Origin of the sequence: Escherichia sp. E14S1 (assembly GCF_004211995.1) — a bacterium.
Taxonomy (GTDB): Bacteria; Pseudomonadota; Gammaproteobacteria; order Enterobacterales; family Enterobacteriaceae; genus Escherichia.
The window spans coordinates 40,467-65,720 of record NZ_RHJQ01000001.1 but is presented as its reverse complement, the minus strand read 5'-3'; the positions used below and the strand labels follow the sequence as shown (position 1 = coordinate 65,720).

General features: G+C 52.1%; 21 protein-coding genes. 7 read left to right on the top strand and 14 right to left on the bottom strand.

Translation table 11 applies throughout. The annotated features are described in order from the left end of the window. Positions 1 to 76: 76 nt before the first annotated feature. On the bottom strand, positions 77 to 1,006 hold the full coding sequence (locus tag D9734_RS00305) for a TIGR01212 family radical SAM protein (RefSeq protein ID WP_130204558.1): 930 nt from the start codon (positions 1,004 to 1,006) through the stop codon (positions 77 to 79). A gap of 675 nt (positions 1,007 to 1,681) precedes the next feature. Here D9734_RS00305 and gltB point away from each other — a divergent pair. The 3 genes from gltB (at position 1,682) to D9734_RS00290 (ending at position 8,806) form a co-directional block, all read left to right on the top strand. Then, positions 1,682 to 6,142, top strand: coding sequence for a glutamate synthase large subunit (gene gltB / locus D9734_RS00300; protein ID WP_130204556.1), 4,461 nt, complete (start codon positions 1,682 to 1,684; stop codon positions 6,140 to 6,142). 12 nt (positions 6,143 to 6,154) lie between these two features. Next, the gene (gltD, locus tag D9734_RS00295) at positions 6,155 to 7,573 is read left to right on the top strand and encodes a glutamate synthase subunit GltD (RefSeq protein ID WP_130204554.1); all 1,419 of its coding nucleotides are present in this window, start codon (positions 6,155 to 6,157) and stop codon (positions 7,571 to 7,573) included. 183 nt (positions 7,574 to 7,756) lie between these two features. Continuing rightward, positions 7,757 to 8,806 carry a PDDEXK nuclease domain-containing protein gene (locus D9734_RS00290; protein ID WP_130204552.1) on the top strand — a complete coding sequence of 350 codons (1,050 nt, stop codon included), beginning with the start codon at positions 7,757 to 7,759 and terminating at the stop codon, positions 8,804 to 8,806. 59 nt (positions 8,807 to 8,865) lie between these two features. Here D9734_RS00290 and nanQ read toward each other — a convergent pair whose 3' ends face one another. From nanQ to nanR, 6 genes are all read right to left on the bottom strand, one after another. Beyond that, the gene (gene nanQ / locus D9734_RS00285; protein ID WP_130204550.1) at positions 8,866 to 9,330 is read right to left on the bottom strand and encodes an N-acetylneuraminate anomerase; all 465 of its coding nucleotides are present in this window, start codon (positions 9,328 to 9,330) and stop codon (positions 8,866 to 8,868) included. Beyond that, positions 9,327 to 10,202: an N-acetylmannosamine kinase gene (gene nanK / locus D9734_RS00280; RefSeq protein ID WP_130204548.1), complete on the bottom strand. Its 876-nt coding sequence runs from the start codon at positions 10,200 to 10,202 to the stop codon at positions 9,327 to 9,329. The genes nanQ and nanK overlap by 4 nt, the downstream gene beginning before the upstream one ends. Beyond that, positions 10,199 to 10,888 carry an N-acetylmannosamine-6-phosphate 2-epimerase gene (locus D9734_RS00275; protein ID WP_130204546.1) on the bottom strand — a complete coding sequence of 230 codons (690 nt, stop codon included), beginning with the start codon at positions 10,886 to 10,888 and terminating at the stop codon, positions 10,199 to 10,201. Before D9734_RS00275 ends, nanK begins: the two co-directional genes overlap by 4 nt. Before the next feature lie 46 nt (positions 10,889 to 10,934). Continuing rightward, a complete protein-coding gene (gene nanT, locus D9734_RS00270; RefSeq protein WP_130204544.1) occupies positions 10,935 to 12,425 on the bottom strand; it encodes a sialic acid transporter NanT in 1,491 nt (496 codons plus the stop codon). A 108-nt stretch (positions 12,426 to 12,533) separates the two neighbouring features. Beyond that, on the bottom strand, positions 12,534 to 13,427 hold the full coding sequence (nanA, locus tag D9734_RS00265; RefSeq protein WP_130204542.1) for an N-acetylneuraminate lyase: 894 nt from the start codon (positions 13,425 to 13,427) through the stop codon (positions 12,534 to 12,536). A 122-nt stretch (positions 13,428 to 13,549) separates the two neighbouring features. Beyond that, positions 13,550 to 14,341: a transcriptional regulator NanR gene (nanR, locus tag D9734_RS00260; RefSeq protein ID WP_130204540.1), complete on the bottom strand. Its 792-nt coding sequence runs from the start codon at positions 14,339 to 14,341 to the stop codon at positions 13,550 to 13,552. Between the two features lie 380 nt (positions 14,342 to 14,721). Between nanR and dcuC the strand changes: the two genes are divergently transcribed. Then, positions 14,722 to 16,089, top strand: coding sequence for an anaerobic C4-dicarboxylate transporter DcuC (gene dcuC / locus D9734_RS00255; RefSeq protein ID WP_130204538.1), 1,368 nt, complete (start codon positions 14,722 to 14,724; stop codon positions 16,087 to 16,089). 43 nt (positions 16,090 to 16,132) lie between these two features. Here the strand turns inward: dcuC and sspB are convergent, their stop codons facing one another. From sspB to zapE, 6 genes are all read right to left on the bottom strand, one after another. Then, positions 16,133 to 16,630 (bottom strand): ClpXP protease specificity-enhancing factor, encoded by a 498-nt coding sequence (gene sspB / locus D9734_RS00250; RefSeq protein ID WP_064529500.1) that lies wholly within the window; start codon positions 16,628 to 16,630, stop codon positions 16,133 to 16,135. Between the two features lie 5 nt (positions 16,631 to 16,635). Then, the gene (gene sspA, locus D9734_RS00245; protein WP_000257293.1) at positions 16,636 to 17,274 is read right to left on the bottom strand and encodes a stringent starvation protein SspA; all 639 of its coding nucleotides are present in this window, start codon (positions 17,272 to 17,274) and stop codon (positions 16,636 to 16,638) included. Positions 17,275 to 17,542: 268 nt separating this feature from the next. Continuing rightward, a complete protein-coding gene (locus D9734_RS00240; protein WP_130204536.1) occupies positions 17,543 to 18,337 on the bottom strand; it encodes a DUF695 domain-containing protein in 795 nt (264 codons plus the stop codon). Between the two features lie 156 nt (positions 18,338 to 18,493). After that, positions 18,494 to 18,886, bottom strand: coding sequence for a 30S ribosomal protein S9 (rpsI, locus tag D9734_RS00235; protein WP_000829818.1), 393 nt, complete (start codon positions 18,884 to 18,886; stop codon positions 18,494 to 18,496). Positions 18,887 to 18,901: 15 nt separating this feature from the next. Next, positions 18,902 to 19,330 carry a 50S ribosomal protein L13 gene (rplM, locus tag D9734_RS00230; RefSeq protein WP_000847559.1) on the bottom strand — a complete coding sequence of 143 codons (429 nt, stop codon included), beginning with the start codon at positions 19,328 to 19,330 and terminating at the stop codon, positions 18,902 to 18,904. 219 nt (positions 19,331 to 19,549) lie between these two features. Then, the gene (gene zapE, locus D9734_RS00225) at positions 19,550 to 20,677 is read right to left on the bottom strand and encodes a cell division protein ZapE (RefSeq protein ID WP_130204534.1); all 1,128 of its coding nucleotides are present in this window, start codon (positions 20,675 to 20,677) and stop codon (positions 19,550 to 19,552) included. 193 nt (positions 20,678 to 20,870) lie between these two features. On the opposite strand from zapE, the gene zapG reads away from it, so the two are divergent. From zapG to degS, 3 genes are all read left to right on the top strand, one after another. After that, complete coding sequence (gene zapG / locus D9734_RS00220; protein WP_010345273.1) at positions 20,871 to 21,269, top strand: Z-ring associated protein ZapG; 399 nt, start codon at positions 20,871 to 20,873, stop codon at positions 21,267 to 21,269. Between the two features lie 154 nt (positions 21,270 to 21,423). After that, complete coding sequence (gene degQ / locus D9734_RS00210) at positions 21,424 to 22,791, top strand: serine endoprotease DegQ (RefSeq protein WP_130204532.1); 1,368 nt, start codon at positions 21,424 to 21,426, stop codon at positions 22,789 to 22,791. Positions 22,792 to 22,880: 89 nt separating this feature from the next. After that, on the top strand, positions 22,881 to 23,948 hold the full coding sequence (gene degS, locus D9734_RS00205; protein ID WP_064529496.1) for an outer membrane-stress sensor serine endopeptidase DegS: 1,068 nt from the start codon (positions 22,881 to 22,883) through the stop codon (positions 23,946 to 23,948). Between the two features lie 62 nt (positions 23,949 to 24,010). Here degS and mdh read toward each other — a convergent pair whose 3' ends face one another. After that, positions 24,011 to 24,949, bottom strand: coding sequence for a malate dehydrogenase (mdh, locus tag D9734_RS00200; RefSeq protein WP_064529495.1), 939 nt, complete (start codon positions 24,947 to 24,949; stop codon positions 24,011 to 24,013). Positions 24,950 to 25,254 lie beyond the last annotated feature (305 nt).

The window sequence follows — 25,254 nt, the reverse complement described above, 5'->3', positions numbered from 1 at the left end:
AACCTGCCCCAATAATACCCAATTCTGACAGTTACGTTATAAATTGTGTGAGAAATGCGGAATTCCCCTCAATGGCCTACGCCGTTGGAGGTAGCCACGGACGTCCCAGCGCCGATCCCTGTACGCCATGTTCAGTAAGATAGCGATCCAACTCAACCATACCCGTCCAGCGATTTTCACACCACAACGGGGCAAGCAGCATCGGGCGACGGGCGCTGGCGGAAATGCGGTGGTAGATAACTTCCGGCGGCGTATGGCGAATCATTTCTCCGGCAGTGAGCGTGTAATCTTCCAGTTCGATACCGTTCAAACGCCCCGCTTCCCAGGCTTTCGCCATAATGCTGCCTTTCACAATATGCAGCGGATGCAGCTTTATACCGTCCACGCCGGTTTCAACCACTCGCTCCAGCGTTTGCAAACATTCAGCCTGCCCTTCGCCAGGCAGTCCGACAATTAAGTGAGAACACACCTTCAGCCCGCGCTCACGCGCCAGCTGCGTCGTGCGCTGATAGCAGGCAAAATCATGACCGCGATTGATGCGATGCAGCGTTTTGTCGTGTGCGGTTTGCAGCCCCAGTTCCAGCCACACTTCATAGCCCTGGTCTTTATATTCGCAAAGCAGATCCAGCACCGCATCTGGCACGCAGTCCGGGCGCGTACCAACACACAAACCAACGATATTGGCCTGGCTTATCGCCTGTTGATACATAGAACGCAGCACCTGAACTTCCGCAAAGGTGCTGGTATACGCCTGAAAGTAAGCCAGATAGCGTTTCGCGCGGTTAACTAAATTCGCCTGGTGCGCCAGTTGCTCGGCAATGGAACGATGCTGCTGCGCTTCATCGGCAAACGAGGCAACATTACAGAATGTGCAGCCGCCACGCCCGATGGTACCGTCACGGTTAGGGCAGCTAAAACCGCCGTGCAGCGTCAGCTTATGCACCTTTTGCCCATAGCGACGGGTGAGATCACCACCAAACATATTGACTAATTTCTGTAACTGCATAATCTGATAGACCGCGCCTTGAAAAGAGGCCAAAGCCTGCCATTTTTAGCTCAATTCGGCGATGACCTGGATCAATCGCCCCGGCTTACTTTTATCAACTGCATAACCAATCAAAATTACCGAAATTTCATGCATAATCACATAAATCACTTTTGCTTATCTTGTGTCAGATTTTTTTTATCTCCTTATGGATTTTAGGCAAAAACAGTAGCATGAAACGTCATTACCAATTAAGGCAGTATAAAATGCTGGTTTTCTCGTCAGTTCAAGGCAGGATAAGGGTTAACACGCCTTAATGACAGTCAGGAATTGGCTGTTTCTCTAACGACGTCCCTTTTAGCCTTAAATAGAAAATCTATTTTAATTTCAGCTAATTAATAAAGAATTTTGCGCTAAAGCACATTTTTGTACCAATAAGCTTGCCATTTGACCTGTATCAGCTTTCCCGATAAGTTGGAAATCCGCTGGAAGCTTTCTGGATGAGCAGCCTGCTCATCATATTTATGCAGTAATTGAGATCCCCTCTTCACCGTATTAACCGATGCGAAAAGGACAACAAGGGGGCGAATGCGAGGCGCGCGTATGACACGCAAACCCCGTCGCCACGCTCTTTCTGTGCCCGTGCGTAGCGGTTCGGAAGTGGGGTTCCCGCAGAGCCTGGGGAGGTTCACTGATATGTTGTACGATAAATCCCTTGAGAAGGATAACTGTGGTTTCGGCCTGATCGCCCACATAGAAGGCGAACCTAGCCACAAGGTAGTGCGTACTGCAATACACGCACTGGCTCGAATGCAGCACCGTGGTGCGATTCTCGCCGATGGTAAAACCGGTGACGGTTGCGGCCTGCTATTACAAAAACCGGATCGCTTTTTTCGCATCGTTGCGCAGGAGCGCGGCTGGCGTTTAGCAAAAAACTACGCCGTCGGGATGCTCTTCCTGAATAAAGATCCTGAACTCGCCGCTGCCGCACGCCGCATCGTTGAAGAAGAGCTGCAACGCGAAACCTTGTCGATTGTGGGCTGGCGTGATGTCCCCACTAACGAAGGCGTGCTGGGTGAAATCGCCCTCTCTTCTCTGCCGCGCATTGAGCAAATTTTCGTTAACGCTCCGGCTGGCTGGCGTCCGCGTGATATGGAGCGCCGTCTGTTTATCGCCCGCCGCCGCATTGAAAAGCGTCTCGAAGCCGACAAAGACTTCTACGTCTGTAGCCTGTCGAATCTGGTGAACATCTATAAAGGTCTGTGTATGCCGGCGGATCTGCCGCGCTTCTACCTGGATCTTGCGGACCTGCGTCTGGAATCGGCTATCTGCCTGTTCCACCAGCGCTTCTCCACTAACACCGTACCACGCTGGCCGCTGGCGCAGCCGTTCCGCTACCTGGCGCATAACGGCGAGATCAACACCATTACCGGTAACCGCCAATGGGCGCGCGCCCGTACCTATAAATTCCAGACGCCACTGATCCCTGACCTGCACGACGCCGCGCCGTTCGTCAACGAAACCGGTTCCGACTCCAGCTCGATGGATAACATGCTGGAACTGTTGCTGGCTGGCGGGATGGATATCATCCGCGCTATGCGTTTGTTAGTACCACCCGCCTGGCAGAACAACCCGGATATGGACCCGGAACTGCGTGCCTTCTTTGACTTTAACTCCATGCATATGGAGCCGTGGGATGGCCCGGCGGGCATCGTGATGTCTGACGGTCGTTTTGCCGCCTGTAACCTTGACCGTAACGGTCTGCGTCCGGCACGCTATGTCATCACCAAAGACAAGCTCATCACCTGCGCCTCTGAAGTCGGTATCTGGGATTACCAGCCTGACGAAGTGGTCGAAAAAGGCCGCGTCGGGCCAGGCGAACTGATGGTAATCGACACTCGCAGTGGGCGCATTCTGCACTCGGCAGAAACCGATGACGATCTGAAAAGCCGCCATCCATATAAAGAGTGGATGGAGAAAAACGTCCGCCGTCTGGTACCGTTTGAAGATCTGCCCGATGAAGAAGTGGGTAGCCGCGAACTGGACGACGACACGCTTGCCAGCTACCAGAAACAGTTTAACTACAGCGCGGAAGAGCTGGACTCTGTAATCCGTGTGCTGGGCGAAAACGGCCAGGAGGCGGTCGGTTCGATGGGCGACGACACTCCATTCGCCGTGCTCTCCAGTCAGCCGCGCATTATTTACGACTATTTCCGTCAGCAGTTTGCGCAGGTAACCAACCCGCCAATCGACCCGCTGCGTGAAGCGCACGTTATGTCGCTCGCCACCAGCATCGGTCGTGAAATGAACGTCTTCTGTGAAGCAGAAGGCCAGGCGCACCGTTTAAGCTTTAAATCGCCGATTCTGCTCTACTCCGATTTCAAACAGCTCACGACGATGAAAGAGGAGCACTACCGCGCAGATACGCTGGATATCACCTTTGACGTTACTAAAACCACGCTCGAAGCGACGGTCAAAGAGCTGTGCGACAAAGCCGAAAAAATGGTACGTAGCGGCACTGTGCTGCTGGTGCTCTCCGACCGGAATATCGCTAAAGATCGCCTGCCGGTTCCGGCCCCGATGGCGGTTGGCGCGATCCAGACTCGTCTGGTCGATCAAAGCCTGCGTTGCGATGCCAACATCATCGTCGAAACCGCCAGCGCCCGCGATCCGCACCATTTCGCCGTGTTGCTGGGCTTCGGCGCGACGGCTATTTATCCATACCTTGCCTATGAAACGCTGGGCCGCCTGGTAGACACTCAGGCGATTGCTAAAAATTATCGTACCGTGATGCTGAACTACCGTAACGGCATCAACAAAGGCTTGTACAAAATCATGTCCAAAATGGGCATCTCCACCATCGCCTCTTATCGCTGCTCGAAACTGTTTGAAGCGGTCGGCCTGCACGATGATGTAGTGGGCCTGTGCTTCCAGGGCGCGGTCAGCCGCATTGGTGGGGCAAGCTTTGAAGACTTCCAGCAGGATCTGCTGAACCTCTCGAAACGAGCCTGGCTGGCGCGCAAGCCCATCAGCCAGGGCGGCCTACTGAAATATGTGCACGGCGGCGAATACCACGCCTACAACCCGGACGTGGTGCGCACGCTGCAACAGGCGGTCCAGAGTGGCGAGTACAGCGACTATCAGGAATACGCGAAGCTGGTTAATGAGCGTCCGGCAACAACGCTGCGCGATCTGCTGGTAATTACGCCGGGTGATGAAGCGATCAACATTGCTGATGTTGAACCGGCAAGCGAACTGTTTAAACGCTTCGATACCGCTGCAATGTCTATTGGCGCATTAAGCCCGGAAGCCCACGAAGCGCTGGCAGAAGCGATGAACAGCATCGGCGGTAACTCGAACTCCGGTGAAGGTGGTGAAGACCCTGCCCGCTATGGCACCAACAAAGTGTCGCGCATCAAGCAGGTGGCTTCCGGTCGATTCGGTGTTACTCCGGCGTACCTGGTCAATGCCGACGTCATTCAGATTAAAGTCGCCCAGGGCGCGAAGCCGGGTGAAGGCGGTCAGTTGCCGGGCGATAAAGTCACGCCTTACATCGCCAAACTGCGCTATTCGGTGCCGGGCGTGACACTGATCTCCCCACCGCCGCACCACGATATCTACTCTATCGAGGACCTGGCGCAGCTGATTTTCGACCTCAAGCAGGTCAACCCGAAAGCGATGATCTCCGTAAAACTGGTGTCCGAACCGGGCGTCGGTACCATCGCGACTGGCGTGGCGAAAGCTTATGCCGATTTAATCACCATCGCAGGCTATGACGGCGGTACCGGCGCAAGTCCGCTGTCGTCGGTGAAATATGCAGGCTGCCCGTGGGAACTCGGTCTGGTGGAAACCCAGCAAGCGCTGGTTGCTAACGGTCTACGTCATAAAATTCGTTTGCAGGTTGATGGCGGCCTGAAAACCGGCGTTGATATCATCAAAGCGGCGATTCTCGGCGCAGAAAGCTTTGGCTTCGGCACTGGTCCGATGGTGGCGCTCGGCTGTAAATATCTGCGAATCTGCCACCTGAACAACTGCGCAACGGGTGTGGCAACTCAGGACGACAAACTGCGTAAGAATCACTATCACGGCCTGCCGTTCAAGGTGACGAATTACTTTGAGTTTATCGCCCGTGAAACCCGCGAGCTGATGGCACAGTTGGGCGTAACGCGTCTGGTGGATCTGATTGGTCGCACCGACCTGCTGAAAGAGCTGGACGGTTTCACCGCCAAACAGCAGAAACTGGCGCTGTCGAAGCTGCTGGAGACCGCCGAACCGCATCCAGGTAAGGCACTCTACTGCACCGAAAACAACCCGCCGTTTGATAACGGCCTGCTGAATGCGCAGTTGCTGCAACAGGCGAAACCGTTTGTCGATGAACGCCAGAGCAAAACCTTCTGGTTCGATATTCGCAACACCGACCGTTCTGTCGGCGCGTCGCTTTCAGGCTATATCGCCCAGACGCACGGCGATCAGGGGCTGGCAGCCGATCCTATCAAAGCGTACTTCAACGGCACCGCAGGCCAGAGCTTCGGTGTGTGGAACGCGGGCGGCGTAGAGCTGTATCTGACGGGCGATGCTAACGACTATGTCGGTAAAGGCATGGCGGGCGGCTTAATCGCCATTCGTCCTCCGGTTGGCTCGGCCTTCCGCAGCCATGAAGCAAGCATTATCGGCAACACCTGCCTGTATGGCGCGACCGGTGGTCGTCTGTATGCCGCAGGCCGCGCGGGTGAACGTTTCGGCGTGCGTAACTCCGGTGCTATCACTGTGGTAGAAGGTATTGGCGACAACGGCTGTGAATATATGACGGGCGGTATTGTCTGTATTCTGGGTAAAACCGGCGTTAACTTCGGTGCGGGTATGACCGGCGGCTTCGCTTACGTTCTCGATGAAAGTGGCGATTTCCGCAAACGCGTTAACCCGGAACTGGTCGAGGTCTTAAGCGTTGACGATTTAGCTATCCATGAAGAGCATCTGCGTGGTCTTATCACCGAGCATGTGCAGCATACCGGTTCTCAGCGTGGTGAAGAGATTCTGGCAAACTGGTCAACCTTCGCCACTAAATTCGCGCTGGTTAAACCGAAGTCCAGTGATGTAAAAGCACTGCTGGGTCACCGTAGTCGTAGCGCAGCAGAGTTGCGCGTGCAGGCGCAGTAAGGGGTAGCAACAATGAGTCAGAATGTTTATCAATTTATCGACCTGCAGCGTGTTGATCCGCCAAAGAAACCGCTGAAGATCCGCAAAATTGAGTTTGTTGAAATTTACGAGCCGTTTTCCGAAGGCCAGGCCAAAGCGCAGGCTGATCGCTGCCTGTCGTGCGGCAACCCATACTGCGAGTGGAAATGCCCGGTACACAACTACATCCCGAACTGGCTGAAGCTCGCCAACGAGGGGCGTATTTTTGAAGCGGCGGAACTGTCGCATCAGACCAACACGCTGCCGGAAGTATGCGGACGTGTCTGCCCGCAAGACCGTCTGTGCGAAGGTTCCTGCACCCTGAACGATGAGTTTGGCGCGGTGACCATCGGCAACATTGAGCGTTATATCAATGATAAAGCGTTCGAGATGGGCTGGCGTCCGGATATGTCCGGCGTGAAACAGACCGGTAAAAAAGTGGCGATTATCGGCGCAGGTCCGGCGGGTCTGGCGTGTGCGGATGTCCTGACGCGCAACGGCGTAAAAGCGGTCGTCTTCGACCGTCACCCGGAAATTGGCGGCTTGCTGACCTTCGGTATTCCGGCTTTCAAGCTGGAAAAAGAGGTAATGACGCGCCGCCGTGAAATCTTCACCGGCATGGGTATTGAATTCAAACTCAATACCGAAGTGGGTCGTGACGTACAGCTGGACGATCTACTGAACGATTACGATGCTGTATTCCTTGGCGTCGGGACTTATCAGTCAATGCGCGGCGGGCTGGAAAACGAAGACGCCGATGGCGTGTACGCAGCGCTGCCGTTCCTCATCGCCAACACCAAACAGTTAATGGGCTTTGGTGAAACCAACGACGAACCGTTTGTCAGCATGGAAGGTAAACGCGTGGTGGTACTTGGCGGTGGCGACACTGCGATGGACTGCGTGCGCACGTCTGTACGCCAGGGGGCGAAGCACGTTACCTGTGCCTATCGTCGTGATGAAGAGAACATGCCAGGTTCCCGCCGCGAAGTGAAAAACGCGCGGGAAGAAGGTGTTGAGTTCAAATTCAACGTCCAGCCACTGGGGATTGAAGTGAACGGCAACGGTAAAGTCAGTGGCGTGAAAATGGTGCGTACCGAAATGGGCGAACCGGATGCCAAAGGCCGTCGCCGCGCGGAGATTGTGGCAGGTTCCGAACATATCGTTCCGGCAGATGCGGTGATCATGGCGTTTGGTTTCCGTCCACACAACATGGAATGGCTGGCAAAACACAGCGTCGAGCTGGATTCCCAAGGCCGCATCATCGCCCCGGAAGGCAACGACAACGCTTTCCAGACCAGCAACCCGAAAATCTTTGCTGGCGGTGATATCGTCCGTGGTTCCGATCTGGTGGTGACCGCTATTGCCGAAGGTCGTAAGGCGGCAGATGGGATCATGAACTGGCTGGAAGTTTAAACTCTGCCCCAGCGCCGCCTCCTCAGAAAAGAGTCGGCGCTGAAATTCTCCTTTCTTTCTGGAAAACGCCTCGCATAATCTGAAGAAAACCAATGTAATACGCTCATCTGGATTGTTACCGGCAGATGCCCGGCGTATAGCTGATTCCATTATTCAACACAGCTCCATATAAAGGGAAAGATAATGGAATCGCTCTCATTTCAAACCACCGCAGGCTACCAGCAAATCCACGACGGCATTATTCACCTGGTCGATAGTGCCCGGACGGAAACGGTACGTAGTGTTAACGCGTTAATGACCGCGACGTATTGGGAAATTGGCCGACGAATTGTCGAATTTGAACAAGGTGGTGAGGCTCGGGCCGCGTATGGTACGCAGCTAATCAAGCGGCTATCAAAGGATTTAAGTCTAAGGTATAAGCGTGGGTTCTCTGCAAAAAACTTACGCCAAATGAGGCTTTTTTACCTTTTTTATCAACATATTGAAATTCGGCAGACACTGTCTGCCAAATCTTTGCCTCTGCCCTGGTCCACTTATGTCCGCTTGCTTTCCGTTAAAAACGCTGACGCCCGCAGCTTTTATGAAAAAGAGACGCTCCGCTGTGGCTGGTCTGTTCGCCAGCTAGAGCGGCAAATTGCGACCCAGTTTTATGAGCGGACATTACTGTCATATGACAAATCAGCCATGCTGCAACAACACGCTCCTGCCGAGACGCATATTCTTCCGCAGCAGGCGATACGCGATCCCTTTGTGCTCGAATTTCTGGAATTAAAAGATGAATACTCAGAATCCGATTTTGAGGAGGCGCTGATCAACCACCTGATGGATTTCATGCTGGAACTTGGGGATGATTTTGCCTTTGTCGGTCGACAACGAAGGTTACGCATTGATGACAACTGGTTTCGGGTCGATCTGTTGTTTTTCCACCGCCGTTTACGCTGCCTGCTAATCGTCGATCTAAAAGTGGGCAAATTTAGCTATAGCGATGCCGGACAAATGAATATGTATCTCAACTACGCCAAAGAGCACTGGACGCTACCGGATGAAAATCCGCCCATCGGTCTGGTTCTCTGTGCAGAGAAAGGAGCCGGAGAAGCACATTATGCTCTGTCAGGTTTGCCTAACACCGTTCTGGCAAGTGAATATAAGATGCAACTACCTGATGAAAAACGACTCGCGGATGAACTCGTTCGAACACAGGCGGTGCTGGAGGAAGGCTATAGACGCCGTTAATTTCAGCGGTTTCGAATTCTGCAGACGGTGTCTGCAGAATCTTTAAAACGAACTAAGTTTTAAGCCATTAAATCAGCCTTAACCTTCACCACAACCTTTTTAATCTCACCAGGTTCGCCAACAACGCATCCCGGTTTATGCGGTTCTCCTGGCATAAACACTGCGAACATTCCCGGTTTCAGGATGATGGCTTGCTCGTTCTCAATGGCGCTGCAAAGCTGGTAATCATCATCATGGTGGAACTCTTCACACTGGCGCGCAGTGCCTGCCATGCCAAACAGAATCCGTTCCTCACCGTTTAATAACAGCTGGATATCAATGTACTGTTGGTGCAATTCCGCTTTTTTCTCAACGGGCGATTGAGTGTTAAACGTCATGACATTCATAAAGATATTATCGCCCTGTAATTCGTAACGACCCGGTGTTTTTTCTTGTGGCCTTGCGGCCAGGGCCAGCGTTAATGCGTCCTGTAACGCAGGATGTAACCCGGCAGACGGTAACGACTGTACTTCACCCATCATCATAATATTTCTCCCTGGGCCAACAGCGCGGCCCCAAGTAAACCTGCATCATGGCGGTAGTGCGCCGCCAGTAAATCAACATGAAATGCCGCTGGCTCCTGCGCCAGATACGTTTCCACTAACGCCAGATACCCTTCTGCCAGACCAACGCTGCCACCGACCACTACACACTGGCAATCAGTTGTGGCTTTAATATCAGCGATCAGCCTTGCAAGCGTACGTGCGGAGCGGTGAATCAGTTGCTGCGCCTGTTCGTCGCCCTGCCCGGCGCGCGTGAAAATGGTTTTCGCATCCGCGCCCATGAGTTCACCCTGCGCTGCCGCTGCAATGCCGCGACCAGAAGCAATCGCTTCCACGCAACCTGTGCGTCCACAGCCGCAGACCGGGCCGTGTGGATCGGCAAGCGTATGCCCGATATGCCCCGCCAGACCACCAGGGCCGGTCAGCAACTTGCCGCCGCTCACTACACCGCCGCCGACGCCAGTGGAAACGGTGATAAACACCATCTCGGTTACATCGCCTTCCAGCGCCTGATACTCCGCCCATGCTGCGGCCTGCGCATCATTAATGGCAATGGTCGGCAAATCAGTAAGTTGCTCCAGCGTTTTGACTAACGGAAAGTGTAGCAATCCACCGAGATTATGCGGATTCAGCGCCAATAAGCTGCCGTCGCGAATAATTCCGGTTGAAGCGATAGCAACCCGCTGCGCATGAGCTTGCAACGGAGAGACTAATGCAGATAAGGCATCACGCAGCGCCTGCGGCGTCTGGCTGGCAGGCGTAGGAAGTTCTCGGCGATCGCGGATCTGCCCGTCAGCGCCAATCAGCGCGGCGGCAAGTTTAGTACCGCCGATATCAATCGCCATTGTGGTCATAGCACCGCCTTTTTCATCGCGTTGTTGTACCACTGACAAATATGTTCAAGACGTGTGATAGCAGAACCGACCGTCACCGCCCATGCACCGTGGCGCATTGCATCTGCCGCCTGGGATGGCGTGTTGTAACGCCCTTCGGCAATCACCCGACATCCGGCGTCACTCAATGTTTTCACCAGCGCCAGATCCGGCTCTTCTGGCGTTTCAGGCGTGGTATAGCCAGAAAGCGTAGTACCAATAATCTCGGCGCCCAGCTTTTGGCATGCCAGGCCGTCTTCCGGCGTTGAACAGTCGGTCATCGCCAGTAAACCGTGATGGTGAATACGTGCCAGCAGCGTTTCAACAGGCACCGGACGCGGTCGGTCGGTGCCGTCAATCGCGATAATGTCCGCGCCCGCCTGCGCCAATGCATCGACATCTTCAATATAGGCCGTGATGCGTACCGGAGAATCCTCCAGATCGCGTTTCACAATCCCGATAATCGGCACACTCACCACCGCACGTGTGGCTTGCAGATTTGCCACACCTTCGATGCGAATGGCAACCGCACCCGCCTGCTCTGCCGCTAATGCCATGGCAGCGACGATTTCCGGTTTATCGAGTGGGCTGTCAGGCACCGGCTGGCAGGAGACAATCAGGCCACCGTTGGCAGCGATTTTTTGATCCAGTTGTGCAAGTAACGACATACTTCTTCCCTTAGCAAAAGGCCCGGCACATGGCCGGGCAACAGGATTAACTTTTGGTTTTGACTAAATCGTTTTTGGCACCGCCAAACGGCACGGCACCGCTGAATGGTTTGCCGTCGATAGCGTCATGAGTACGCAACGCTTCCGGGCGCAACCAACGCTGAACGCGAGAAGGCATATCCAGCCCAATCAGCAGGATCACCACGAACGTCAGACTGAACGAAAGCGATCCCAGTGCCGTCCCCAGATCCAGACGTTGAGCAATCAGCGCACCAATGATCGGCGCCAGTGCGCCGCCAAGTGCGCCAACGTTATAGGTAAAGCCCAGGCCCGCTGCACGCTGGTCGGTATCGAAATAACCGCCAATCAGTTTCGGTAAGATCCCGGAGATCCCCTGACCGAGCATTTGCTGGAAGAACAGTAACAGACCAAGTACCCAGACGTTTGCGCCGCCAATCGCAAATACCGGAATAATCAGCAATTGCGAAGCTAACAGGCTACAAACATAGGCTTTGCGTGTTCCCAGCCAGTCACCGAGGAAGCCGCCGACACAGCAACCCACCGCCGCCCCAAAACCGCTAAAGAACAGCACATTGGCGACAGTATGCGGGTCATAAGCAAGATCGGTTTTCAGATATGTTGGCAGCAGTGCCTGAATCGGCCACGAGTAGAGGAAAGCAAATAACACAACCACCATCAGCATTACGCCCGTTGGCCAGCGTTTGCCCGTACTCTGTACCATAAAGCTGATAAAGATTGCGGCGCATAACAGCCCGAGAACAGCGACGATTGCGGCATTTTGCAGGTTACCGGCGAAGCAGAACCACAGCGCAGTAGCCGCCGCCAGCGTCATCACGATATTGGCGATGCGATGTTCACCACGGTAGAGAATATCCACCATCGTGCGCACCGGTGCTTTGCCCCCGTGTTTCTCTTTCCAGTCTTCCGCTTCCGGGATGTTTTTCCGCAGCCAGAGAGCAAAGATGATCGGCAAAATGCCGATAAAGAACAGCGCACGCCAGCCCCAGACCGGAACCACCAGGCTGTAGACCTGAGCGGCAACAACGGCCCCCACAGAGAAGCCGGAAATCAGAAAACCACTGGCTTTATTACGCAGGTGTTTTGGCCAGCTTTCAATCACATAGGTGGCGCTGGAACCGTACTCACCCGCCATTCCCATGCCTATCACCAGACGAGCGATAAACATAGTGATGTAACCAGGCGCAAAGCCGCAGGCCAGCGTCCCGACCGAGAAGAGTACGATACTGGTGACCATTGCCAGACGACGCCCGTAGCGGTCGCCCATAGCGCCAAGCATCAGGCCGCCGAACCAACGAGAGATGAAGGCTGCGGAAATCAGACTTGCCGCCTGTACCGTTGTCAGCCCGAATTCACCTTGTACTTCGGTGAGTACCAGGGCGATTAAAACGAAATCAAAACCATCAAGCAGATATCCCAACCAGGCAGCGGAAAATGCCCGCCATTGCGCACGATTGAGATGGCGATACCACGGGATATTCTGGGTTGTAGTACTCATTGTGAGTCTCCCGCGGTGGGCAATGCCCACACGCTTTGGTATGAAAATTGTAGGGTACAGATGCGCTTATTTCCCCTCACCCGGTAGGGGCGAGCGAGGGGAAAGAACTCACCCGCGCTCTTGCATCAACTGCTGGGCAAGCGCCTTCATTTCTGGCAGATATTTTTCATCAACCGGACCAAACGGTTTACGGCATAGCGGAACAGACACCACATCCATATAGTGCAGGACGGTTTTCAGGCCACGGAATACGCCAGTTTTAATCAGCAAATCAATGACTTTGTTGCACTCAGTTTGCAGTTTCTGCGCGGTCTGGATATCACCTTCTTTCAGCGCCTTCACGATACCCTGATAGCGCCAGCCCATAATGTTGTAAGTACTGCCGATACCGCCGTCTGCGCCCGCCAGCAGGCCGGAGGCGAAGATTTCGTCGTAACCGTTATAGAGCACCAAATCCGGATGTTCGCGACGGATCTGCTCCATCTGATAGAGATCGCCAGAGGTCTGTTTCAGTGCACCTACGCCAGGTAACGTAACCAGTGTATTGATCTGATCCAGAGTCAGTTTTACCCCGCTCAATGCCGGAATGTTGTACACCACCATCGGCAAACCATCCGCCGAGTCAATGATTGCCCGATAGTGATCGCAGTGTTCTTCAAAGCTGAAAGGATAGTAGAACGGCGTAACGGCGGAGACGGCATCGAAGCCATAACGTTTGGCTGAAGCCGCAAGCTGTTGGCTTTCAGCAGTACTGACGCAACCTACGTGAGCGATTAATTTAATCTTGCCTTTCGCCTCTTCGGCGACGATTTCCAGTACCTGTTCACGCTCGGAAATGCTCTGCACAAAGGCTTCGCCTGTCGACCCCCCCACGTACAAACCGTCGATGCCCTGCTGAATATTGAACTGAACCAGGCGGCGCAGACTCGCTTTGTCCAGTGCTTGTTGTTGGTCAAAAGGAGTCAGGAGTGCGGCCATCACGCCACGTAAATTCGTTGCCATAAATACCTCTGAAGTGATGCTTGTCTGTTGAAACGATATACCTTTATACCTGTTATACCAGATCAAATAAGCAACACATCATACAGAACGCTTATAATGCGATCTGCTTCACTAAAGTGGCATTATTTCTTTTTGTGAGTGGTTTGGCCGAAGGCGTGCCAGGTGGCAGAAACGCTGTTGAGATGCGATTGCAACGCGCGATCGGCTTCGTCGGGATCGTGGCGGCGGATCGCGTCAACAATCGCAATATGTTGTTGATAGCTGACGTTGTTATGCTCGTGCAATGCCTGATCGGCGACCGTTGGGCGCGCGGCGATCAACCAGTCGAGCAAGGCAACGTGGATTGCCTTAAAGATCGGATTACCCGGGATCTCCGCCAGTACGCGGTGGAAATCAACGTCTGAACGAATGAACGCGGCATTGTTATCCAGCGACTGACTGTTGATTTCCAGGGCTTTTGCCAGCAAATCAATTTGTTCATCGGTGGCATGTTCAGCCGCATAGCGCACCAGGCTGGACTCAAAGAACAAACGTAACTGTTCGAAATGGGCTATCCCTCCTGGATGAGAAAGGAAATCTTTCGCCATACCGGACAGCTCGCCGATGATTGTGTCCGCAGAAGGACGCGAGACGCGAGCGCGCTCACCGTTATTTATTTGCACCAGACCTTTACGCTTTAACGCCGCCAGCGCTTCACGCACCGAAGGACGCCCGACGTTAAAGAACGCCATGAGTTCGCGCTCAGACGGCAACTGCTCCCCTTCGCCAAACTCGCGGCGGCGGATCATCTGCTCCAGCTCTTCTTCCACCATTTCGGAGAGTTTTTTACGCGCCAGCGGACGGCTACGCAAGTTGCGACCAATTGCAGGTGAAGAATCTTCGTTTTGCGAATCAAATGCGTTCATAAGGCCCATTCTTTAAGGTCAGTGTGATTAACATCATCAATGACATCCTATCACAGGAATGAAAGCAGGGTGAAACGAAGGGTTTTACTCTTCGTACACCATCATTATCGTAATTAATTTAATAATTAACTTTTGCGAAAAATAAATATAACGCAGATAAAAACATCCCAGCCAAATTATTTACAAGAATATTCATAGACATTATGAATATTATGAATGTGTTCTTGCGAAATAATCATAAATGTATATTTTATAATGAAAAACCCTCTTTATTACGATTAAAAAATTCGACACCAACACCATAAATAGCCTTGTAAAAAATATAACATCATTGTTTTCAATCTGCCGTTACTGGGATTGACCATATTCTTTTGACACGGAGTTGAACAATGTTCGGCATAATTATTTCTGTCATCGTGTTAATAACGATGGGCTATTTGATCCTTAAAAATTACAAACCACAGGTGGTGCTGGCCACAGCGGGTATCTTCCTGATGATGTGTGGTGCCTGGTTAGGGTTTGGGGGTGTACTCGACCCCGCCAAAAGCAGCGGCTATTTGATTGTTGATATTTATAATGAAATCCTGCGCATGCTGTCCAACCGCATTGCCGGGTTGGGGCTGTCGATTATGGCGGTGGGCGGTTATGCCCGTTACATGGAGCGCATAGGAGCCAGTCGGGCGATGGTGAGCTTGTTAAGCCGCCCGTTAAAGCTCATTCGCTCACCGTATCTCATACTGTCGGCAACTTACGTCATCGGTCAAATCATGGCGCAGTTTATTACCAGCGCCTCCGGTCTGGGTATGTTGCTGATGGTCACGTTATTTCCGACGCTGGTGAGTCTGGGAGTAAGCCGCCTCTCTGCGGTGGCGGTTATCGCGACCACCATGTCTATTGAATGGGGAATTCTGGAAACGAACTCCATTTTTGCCGCCCAGGTAGCGGGAATGAAAATCGCCACTTACTTCTTCCACTATCAGCTACCGGTCGCCTCTTGTGTCATTCTCTCAGTGGCAATCTCCCACTTTTTCGTGCAACGCGCTTTTGACAAAAAAGATAAAAATATCAATCACGAACAGGCGGAGCAAAAGGATCTCAACAATGTTCCACCGCTCTATTACGCCATTTTACCGGTGATGCCGTTAATCCTGATGCTCGGCTCGCTGTTCCTCGCCCACGTTGGGCTGATGCAGTCAGAACTGCATCTGGTGGTGGTGATGTTACTGAGTTTGACGGTGACGATGTTTGTTGAGTTCTTCCGCAAGCATAACTTGCGCGAAACAATGGACGATGTGCAGGCGTTTTTTGACGGCATGGGTACGCAGTTTGCCAACGTGGTAACGCTGGTGGTCGCTGGTGAAATATTTGCGAAAGGCTTAACGACGATTGGCACCGTTGATGCGGTTATCAAAGGCGCAGAGCATTCTGGCCTTGGTGGCATTGGCGTGATGATTATTATGGCGCTGGTAATTGCCATTTGTGCCATTGTGATGGGCTCCGGCAATGCGCCATTTATGTCATTTGCCAGCCTTATTCCGAATATCGCAGCTGGACTGCACGTACCCGCGGTAGTGATGATTATGCCGATGCACTTTGCCACAACGCTGGCGCGTGCGGTTTCGCCGATTACTGCGGTAGTGGTAGTAACTTCAGGAATAGCAGGCGTTTCGCCCTTTGAAGTGGTGAAGCGGACTGCGATCCCCATGGCCGTCGGATTCGTGGTGAATATGATCGCCACAATTACGCTATTTTATTAAGCCCTTAAAACGACAAAACAGGCCACCCGGGCCTGTTTTTGTTTTACTTCACAACGCGTAATGCCGGGCGACCACCACGTGGCGGTTGCGGCGGTTCATCATCAGGATGATTATCATCATCGCGATCTGGCTTATCGCCATCAATGACCGACATAACGGTTTCATTATCTGCCGATACATCTTCATCATTCATGATGCTGGCATCTTCGTCGTAGGCAGCTTCAGGCTCGAACATCGTGCCTGCGCCATTTTCACGGGCGTAGATAGCCAGCACAGCAGCCAGCGGTACTGAAACTTGCCGCGGGATACCGCCAAAGCGCGCGTTAAAGCGCACTTCATCATTCGCCAGTTCCAGGTTGCCGACCGCACGCGGAGCAATGTTGAGTACGATTTGCCCGTCACGTGCATATTCCATAGGAACCTGCACGCCAGGGAGCGTCACATCCACCACCAGGTGCGGCGTGAGCTGGTTATCCAGCAACCACTCATAGAATGCACGCAGCAGATAGGGACGACGTGGTGTTAGCTGTGACAAATCCATACAGATTAACTCCGGCCCAGACGCATTTCACGTTCAGCTTCGGTTAAGGAAGCAAGGAAAGAGTCACGCTCAAAGACGCGGGTCATATAGCCTTTCAGCTCTTTCGCCCCCGGGCCGCTGAACTCGATGCCCAGTTGCGGCAGACGCCACAGCAGCGGAGCAAGGTAGCAATCGACCAGGCTGAACTCATCGCTCAGGAAGTACGGCTTCTGACCGAAGACCGGCGCAATAGCCAGCAGTTCTTCGCGCAGTTGCTTACGAGCGGCATCCGCTTCAGAAGCTGAACCGTTGATGATGGTGTTCATCAGCGTGTACCAGTCTTTTTCGATGCGGTGCATGTACAGGCGGCTTTCACCGCGAGCTACCGGGTAAACAGGCATCAGTGGCGGATGCGGGAAACGCTCATCCAGGTATTCCATAATGATGCGAGATTCCCACAGGGTCAGCTCACGATCCACCAGGGTCGGAACGCTCTGATTCGGGTTGAGGTCAATCAGATCCTGAGGCGGATTGTCCTTTTCCACGTGTTCGATCTCGAAACTTACACCTTTTTCAGCCAGCACGATGCGGACCTGATGGCTATAGATGTCAGTAGGACCGGAAAACAGCGTCATTACCGAACGTTTGTTGGCAGCGACAGCCATGAAAACCTCCAGGTATAGTCAGAATTTTTACTGCTACCAGCCACCAGGTGGCCAGTCAGAAGTTGTGTTACCCAGTAAGGAACGACTCTCTTTGTTCGAAAAACAAACAAAAAATGAGCAATACCCGACATTTGGGCAGAAAATTGGATGATAGTTTACCAGATTTTGCGACCTTTGTGGTGAGTCGATGCCGGAAATGGGGAAAAAGAGATGTTCCTTAGTCTGAAATGCTTGACTTAATCCCCACCAGAAATGTTGTCTGCCTCTTTTACGCCGTTGCTATCGGTGCGCCCCAGCCATCAAAACTACCGCCATGCTTTTCAGCCAAATCGGTAAGCTGGCATGTAATCTCGGTCATATGCCATTGTTCAGGAGCATCAGTGTTAGTAAATGACGCCATATACCCTGGTTGTTGGTCGTTCATCCGAATGCTCACCAGCGTAATGCCGTATGGCAATTTCGTCACGTCCTCCGCAAAGGCGCGTGCAGCAGCTTCTGTCGGCAATGTCGCGTAGTAATCAATGGTGCGTGGAAGAGTCAAATCGTCACCATGTTCCAGCAGCCCACGGCATACGCGGGAATCGTGTATCCAGTTCCAGTCATATTTCGACGGGTACAGGAACTGGCGGTAGTAATTTCCGTTATCGTTTTTACTCATACTATAGCTGCAAGAGACTTCCGGGCCACCCGCGAGCAATTTATCCAGCGTTCTTTCCCAGTCCAGATCTTTTTCCGACTGGAAAACAAAATCGCGCCAGCCCTCTTGTGTTACCACCCCCACCAACCAAATCGGTAATGCCTTGCCCCTCTCCTCAAGCCAATCCTCTATACGATTTAAACGTTGTGTTTCATCAGGCTGCGGTAAACCGTTTTCATAACAATGGGTATAACGCACACGAAAGAACCATGTGTGGTTAAGTCGATCAAATCTTTCATCCTGAACGGCGCCGATATCAACACGTATGCCCGTGACATGGTCATCCACTGTTGTAATAAAGAACTCCCATTTATTCGACAACGTTAAAGATTCTTTCTTGTTAAACAATGCATTAAATAATCCCATCGCGATATCCTTTTCTACAGTACGTGGAAAATACTATTAAAAAGAGAATAATGCTGAAGAGAGAGGGAAAAGAGGCTGGAATCGGACTTTAGCCATAAAAAAACCCGCCGAAGCGGGTTTTTTTCGCAAATTGTATTCTGCCGAAGCAGAAAGCAATTAACGTTTGGAGAACTGCGGACGACGACGTGCTTTACGCAGACCGACTTTCTTACGTTCAACCTGACGAGCGTCACGAGTAACGAAGCCAGCTTTACGCAGTTCAGAACGCAGGGATTCGTCGTACTCCATCAGAGCGCGGGTGATACCGTGACGGATCGCACCAGCCTGACCAGAGATACCACCACCTTTAACAGTGATGTACAGATCCAGTTTCTCAACCATGTCGACCAGTTCCAGCGGCTGACGAACTACCATGCGGGCAGTTTCACGACCGAAGTACTGTTCCAGAGAACGTTGGTTGATAACGATTTTACCGTTGCCCGGTTTGATGAAAACGCGAGCTGCGGAACTTTTGCGGCGACCAGTGCCGTAGTATTGATTTTCAGCCATTGCCTATAATCCCGATTAGATGTCAAGAACTTGCGGTTGCTGTGCCGCGTGGTTGTGCTCGTTACCCGCGTAAACTTTCAGTTTACGGAACATAGCACGACCCAGCGGGCCTTTTGGCAACATGCCTTTAACCGCGATTTCAATCACACGCTCAGGACGGCGAGCAATCATCTCTTCAAAGGTCGCTTGTTTGATACCACCGATGTGACCGGTGTGGTGATAGTACACTTTGTCAGTACGCTTGTTGCCGGTTACAGCAACTTTGTCAGCGTTCAGAACGATGATGTAATCACCGGTATCTACGTGCGGAGTGTATTCCGCTTTGTGCTTACCGCGCAGGCGACGAGCCAGTTCAGTAGCCAGACGGCCCAGAGTTTTACCGGTCGCGTCAACAACATACCAGTCGCGTTTTACGGTTTCTGGTTTAGCTGTAAAAGTTTTCATTAAAAGCTTACCCAATAAATAGTTACACGTTGGTGAACACCCAAACGTCTTCAATTGTTGAGGTTCACACGACAAAGTCCGGCAAACCTACCCCTTCGAATAGCCTATGCCAGCACACAAAAAGTTTCGGGAAAAAAAACTTTCTTGTAACGTGGGGTCGCAGGATTATAGAGAAGTCGGGGTCAAAGATCGACCCCTTTTTGTGATTTATGGCAGGTTTTACCCCGCCAAATGCTCGCGCTTCAAATACTCTTCGCTCTGCATCTCTTGTAGACGTGACAGGCAACGCTGGAACTCAAACTTCAGTCGCTCGCCCTGATAAATTTCATACAAAGGCACTTCTGCGCTCACCACTAATTTGACATGGCGCTCGTAAAACTCATCCACCAGCGCAATAAAACGTCGCGCTTCGCTCTCCATCAACCGCGTCATGACTGGCACATCAAACAACATCACTGTGTGAAAGAGGCGTGAGAGCGCTATATAGTCATGCTGGCTGCGGGCATCGACACACAAGGTGGTAAAAGAGACGGCAAGCGTCTGATTCTCAGCGCCCATTGTCGCCAGCGGGCGATGGTTGATTTCTAACGTCGGTGAATTTTCGCGTTTCGCTCCCGCCAGAACCAACCAAAGTTTATCCATTTGCGCACGGGTTTCATCATTGAGCGGCGACAGCCACAAATGCGCCTGGGCAAGCGTCCGTAGTCGATAATCGACGCCTGCATCGACATTCATTACATCGCAATACTGTTTAATGGCGTCGATAGCCGGTAGAAAACGCGCTCGTTGCAGGCCATTACGATAAAGCTCATCAGGCGGAATATTTGACGTTGCGACCAGCGTTATTCCGCGAGCGAACAGGGCTTTCATTAAACCGCCAAGCAACATGGCATCGGTAATATCCGAAACAAAAAATTCATCAAAACAGAGGACATCGGTTTCTGCTTTGAAGCGATCGGCAATAATTTCCAGCGGGTCAGTCTGCCCCTGTAATGCAGTCAGTTCTTCATGCACGCGCAGCATAAAACGGTGAAAGTGTAGGCGCTGTTTCCGCTCACCCGGCAAACTTTGATAGAAAAGGTCCATCAGCCAGGTTTTCCCGCGTCCTACACCGCCCCACATATATAAGCCACGCACCGACGCACTGCTTGCCTCTTCGCACTTACCCCACAGTTTACCGACTCGCGCCATTAACCCACTCGCCCTCGCAGTGGGCGGCGTGCTGTTGATTAATTCCTGGTAGATAATCTCCAGCCGACTGACGGCCTCTTTTTGTACGTCGTCAGGTTGATGGCTGCCTTCATTGAGCGCCTTCAGGTATTGCGATGTCGGGGTAACGCTTTGCATGATTTTCTTGTTATTCCTTGAATAATCGGTGTGCCGTTGTTCACGGTTGACGAAAAAAAGGCCGTTCTACACTACGCGATATGCAGTCGGGATTCCACTTCTGTGGAATTAACGGTTATAGTGGCATAATCAGCCGCAGGCATGGAGCCTGAAGCCAACACCCTACGGAAACAAAAGACAACGGGAGATGTTCATGACCTGGGAATATGCGCTAATTGGGTTAGTCGTCGGCATCATTATTGGTGCTGTGGCCATGCGTTTTGGTAATCGTAAACTACGCCAGCAACAGGCGTTGCAGTACGAACTGGAAAAAAATAAAGCTGAACTGGACGAGTATCGCGAAGAGTTGGTTAACCACTTTGCCCGCAGCGCGGAATTACTGGATACCATGGCGCATGACTATCGCCAGTTGTATCAACACATGGCGAAAAGCTCCAGCAGCCTGCTGCCGGAACTGTCCGCAGAAGCAAACCCGTTCCGTAATCGTCTGGCTGAGTCTGAAGCCAGCAACGATCAGGCACCGGTGCAGATGCCGCGTGACTATTCTGAAGGCGCATCTGGCCTGCTGCGCACTGGCGCAAAGCGCGACTAATTTATTTTGCGGGCGCAGCCATTGCGCCCTCCTCTTCTCTCCCTCCCCGACTATCATTTAATCTGGTGTCTCATTGTTAGCCGTCTGAAAATTCAATAACATCAAACTGTTTTGAATCTCTTTTTCTTATCATTCAGGTACGAGAGCAGGAATAATGAAAAAACAAACCCAGCTGTTGAGTGCATTAGCGTTAAGTGTCGGGTTAACTCTCTCGGCGCCGTTTCAGGCTGTCGCGTCGATTCCCGGCCAGGTTGCCGGTCAGGCGCCATTGCCCAGCCTGGCCCCGATGCTGGAAAAAGTGCTTCCCGCGGTGGTAAGCGTGCGAGTTGAAGGGACTGCCAGCCAGGAACAGAAAATCCCGGAAGAATTCAAAAAATTTTTTGGCGATGATTTACCGGATCAACCTGCGCAACCCTTTGAAGGTTTAGGCTCCGGTGTCATCATCAATGCCAATAAAGGTTATGTGCTGACCAACAATCACGTCATCAATCAGGCACAGAAAATCAGTATTCAGCTCAATGACGGACGCGAGTTTGATGCGAAGTTGATTGGCAGCGACGACCAGAGCGATATCGCCCTGCTACAAATTCAGAATCCGAGCAAATTAACGCAAATCGCCATTGCCGACTCCGACAAACTACGCGTCGGTGATTTTGCCGTCGCGGTCGGTAACCCGTTTGGCCTTGGGCAAACCGCGACTTCAGGCATTGTTTCCGCATTAGGTCGCAGCGGGTTAAATCTCGAAGGTCTGGAAAACTTTATCCAGACCGATGCTTCCATTAACCGGGGTAACTCCGGCGGTGCGCTGTTAAACCTTAACGGCGAGTTGATTGGTATTAACACCGCAATTCTTGCCCCTGGCGGCGGTAGCGTCGGGATTGGCTTTGCTATCCCCAGCAATATGGCGCGTACCCTGGCGCAGCAACTTATCGACTTTGGTGAAATTAAACGCGGTCTGTTAGGCATTAAAGGTACCGAAATGAGTGCCGATATCGCCAAAGCGTTTAATTTAGATGTGCAACGTGGCGCGTTTGTCAGTGAAGTACTGCCTGGTTCTGGCTCGGCGAAAGCGGGCGTAAAAGCAGGCGATATTATTACCAGCCTCAACGGTAAACCGCTCAATAGCTTCGCCGAATTGCGTTCCCGCATCGCCACCACTGAACCTGGTACTAAAGTGAAGCTTGGCCTGTTACGTAACGGCAAGCCGCTGGAAGTGGAAGTGACGCTTGATACCAGCACATCGTCTTCAGCCAGTGCAGAGATGATTACACCGGCGCTGGAAGGCGCAACGTTGAGTGACAGTCAGCTAAAAGATGGCGGAAAAGGCATTAAGATCGACGAAGTTGTCAAAGACAGCCCCGCCGCTCAGGCAGGTTTACAGAAAGATGATGTAATTATTGGCGTGAACCGCAATCGGGTGAACTCGATTGCTGAGATGCGCAAAGTACTGGCAACCAAACCGGCAATTATTGCCCTGCAAATCATGCGCGGTAATGAGAGCATTTACCTGCTAATGCGTTAATGTCATAAACCGGGCATCAGGCTGACGTGTGATGTCCGGTTAACTCGTGATATGCTGCTGCCGTTCCCTTTTTTAATGACGCCTCCATCATGTTTGTGAAGCTCTTACGATCCGTTGCGATTGGATTAATTGTCGGCGCTATTTTGCTGGTTGCCATGCCTTCGCTGCGCAGCATTAACCCGCTTTCCACACCGCAATTCGACAGTGCCGACGAGACGCCTGCCAGTTATAATCTGGCGGTCCGCCGCGCCGCGCCAGCGGTGGTAAATGTCTATAACCGTGGTTTGAACACATCCTCACACAACCAGCTTGAGATCCGTACGCTAGGGTCAGGTGTGATAATGGATCAACGTGGTTATATCATTACCAATAAACATGTAATCAACGACGCCGATCAGATCATCGTCGCCTTACAGGATGGTCGTGTATTTGAAGCGCTGCTGGTTGGCTCTGATTCACTGACCGATCTGGCGGTGCTCAAAATTAATGCCACTGGCGGTTTACCCACCATTCCAATCAATTCTCGTCGCATACCGCACATTGGCGATGTAGTGCTGGCGATCGGTAACCCGTACAACCTCGGGCAAACCATTACCCAGGGGATTATCAGCGCCACGGGTCGCATCGGCCTGAACCCGACCGGGCGGCAAAACTTTCTGCAAACCGATGCATCCATTAACCACGGCAACTCCGGCGGTGCACTGGTGAACTCGCTGGGCGAACTGATGGGCATCAACACACTGTCGTTTGATAAGAGTAACGATGGCGAAACTCCAGAAGGCATCGGTTTTGCCATTCCCTTCCAGTTGGCAACCAAAATTATGGATAAGCTAATCCGCGATGGACGTGTTATTCGTGGCTATATCGGTATTGGCGGCCGCGAAATCGCACCATTACACGCGCAAGGTGGTGGTATCGATCAACTGCAAGGGATTGTGGTTAATGAAGTGTCACCTGATGGCCCGGCGGCTAATGCCGGTATCCAGGTCAACGATCTGATTATCTCAGTGGACAACAAACCTGCAATCTCCGCTCTGGAGACAATGGATCAAGTGGCAGAAATTCGACCAGGTTCGGTGATTCCGGTGGTGGTGATGCGTGACGATAAAAAACTGACATTGCAGGTCACTATTCAGGAATATCCGGCGACCAATTAAGTCGTGCGTTCAAAACAAAAAACCGGAGACGTTGCTCCGGTTTTTTATTATTCGTTAATCAATTACTTATTAACGAACTCTTCGCCCAGGGCGATATCTTTCTTCAGCGTATCCAGCATTCCTTCCAGCGCGTTCTGTTCAAATGCGCTCAGAGTACCGATGGATTTACGCTCTTCTACGCCATTTTTACCCAGCAGAAGCGGTTGAGAGAAGAAACGAGCATACTGGCCGTCACCTTCAACGTAGGCACATTCAACGACACCTTTTTCGCCTTGCAACGCACGAACCAGAGACAGGCCGAAGCGTGCAGCTGCCTGGCCCATGGACAGGGTTGCAGACCCGCCACCGGCTTTCGCTTCAACCACTTCCGTACCCGCGTTCTGGATACGTTTGGTCAGATCAGCAACTTCCTGCTCGGTAAAGCTTACGCCAGGAACTTGAGACAGCAGCGGCAGAATGGTAACGCCAGAGTGACCGCCAATAACCGGAACTTCAACTTCACCCGGCTGTTTGCCTTTCAGTTCAGCGACAAACGTATTAGAACGGATGATATCCAGCGTGGTGACGCCAAACAGTTTGTTCTTGTCATACACACCCGCTTTCTTCAGCACTTCCGCAGCGATTGCTACCGTGGTGTTTACCGGGTTTGTAATGATACCGATGCACGCTTTCGGGCAGGTTGTCGCAATTTGCTGTACCAGATTCTTCACGATACCGGCGTTAACGTTAAACAGGTCGGAACGATCCATCCCTGGTTTACGCGCTACACCTGCGGAGATTAGAACCACATCAGCGCCTTCCAGCGCAGGGGTCGCATCTTCACCAGAAAAACCTTTGATTTTCACAGCAGTAGGGATATGGCTCAGGTCGACGGCCACACCGGGAGTGACTGGAGCGATATCATACAGGGAGAGTTCTGAACCTGAAGGCAGTTGGGTTTTTAACAGTAATGCAAGCGCCTGGCCAATACCGCCAGCAGCGCCGAGGACTGCGACTTTCATCCTAAACTCCTTATTATATTGATAAACTAAGATATGTTGCTCCGCTGCCGCGACCTTAATCCACAAATTAACAGTTTACAATGACCACTTCTCAAGAATGTGTAGTCACGCAAATTTGGCGTTTATGCATTTAATTGACGTAATCAGGAACCTAACTTACGTAATTAACAGCCGCTTATGCATCAGAGCAACATTCCAACAGGTGGTGACAATATACCCTACCGTTCAGCCAAAACAACATCAATTTGATAACAATTAATTTACTTTTAAGCGGAATTTGCGCGCCGTGACGCAGGCATGTTTCT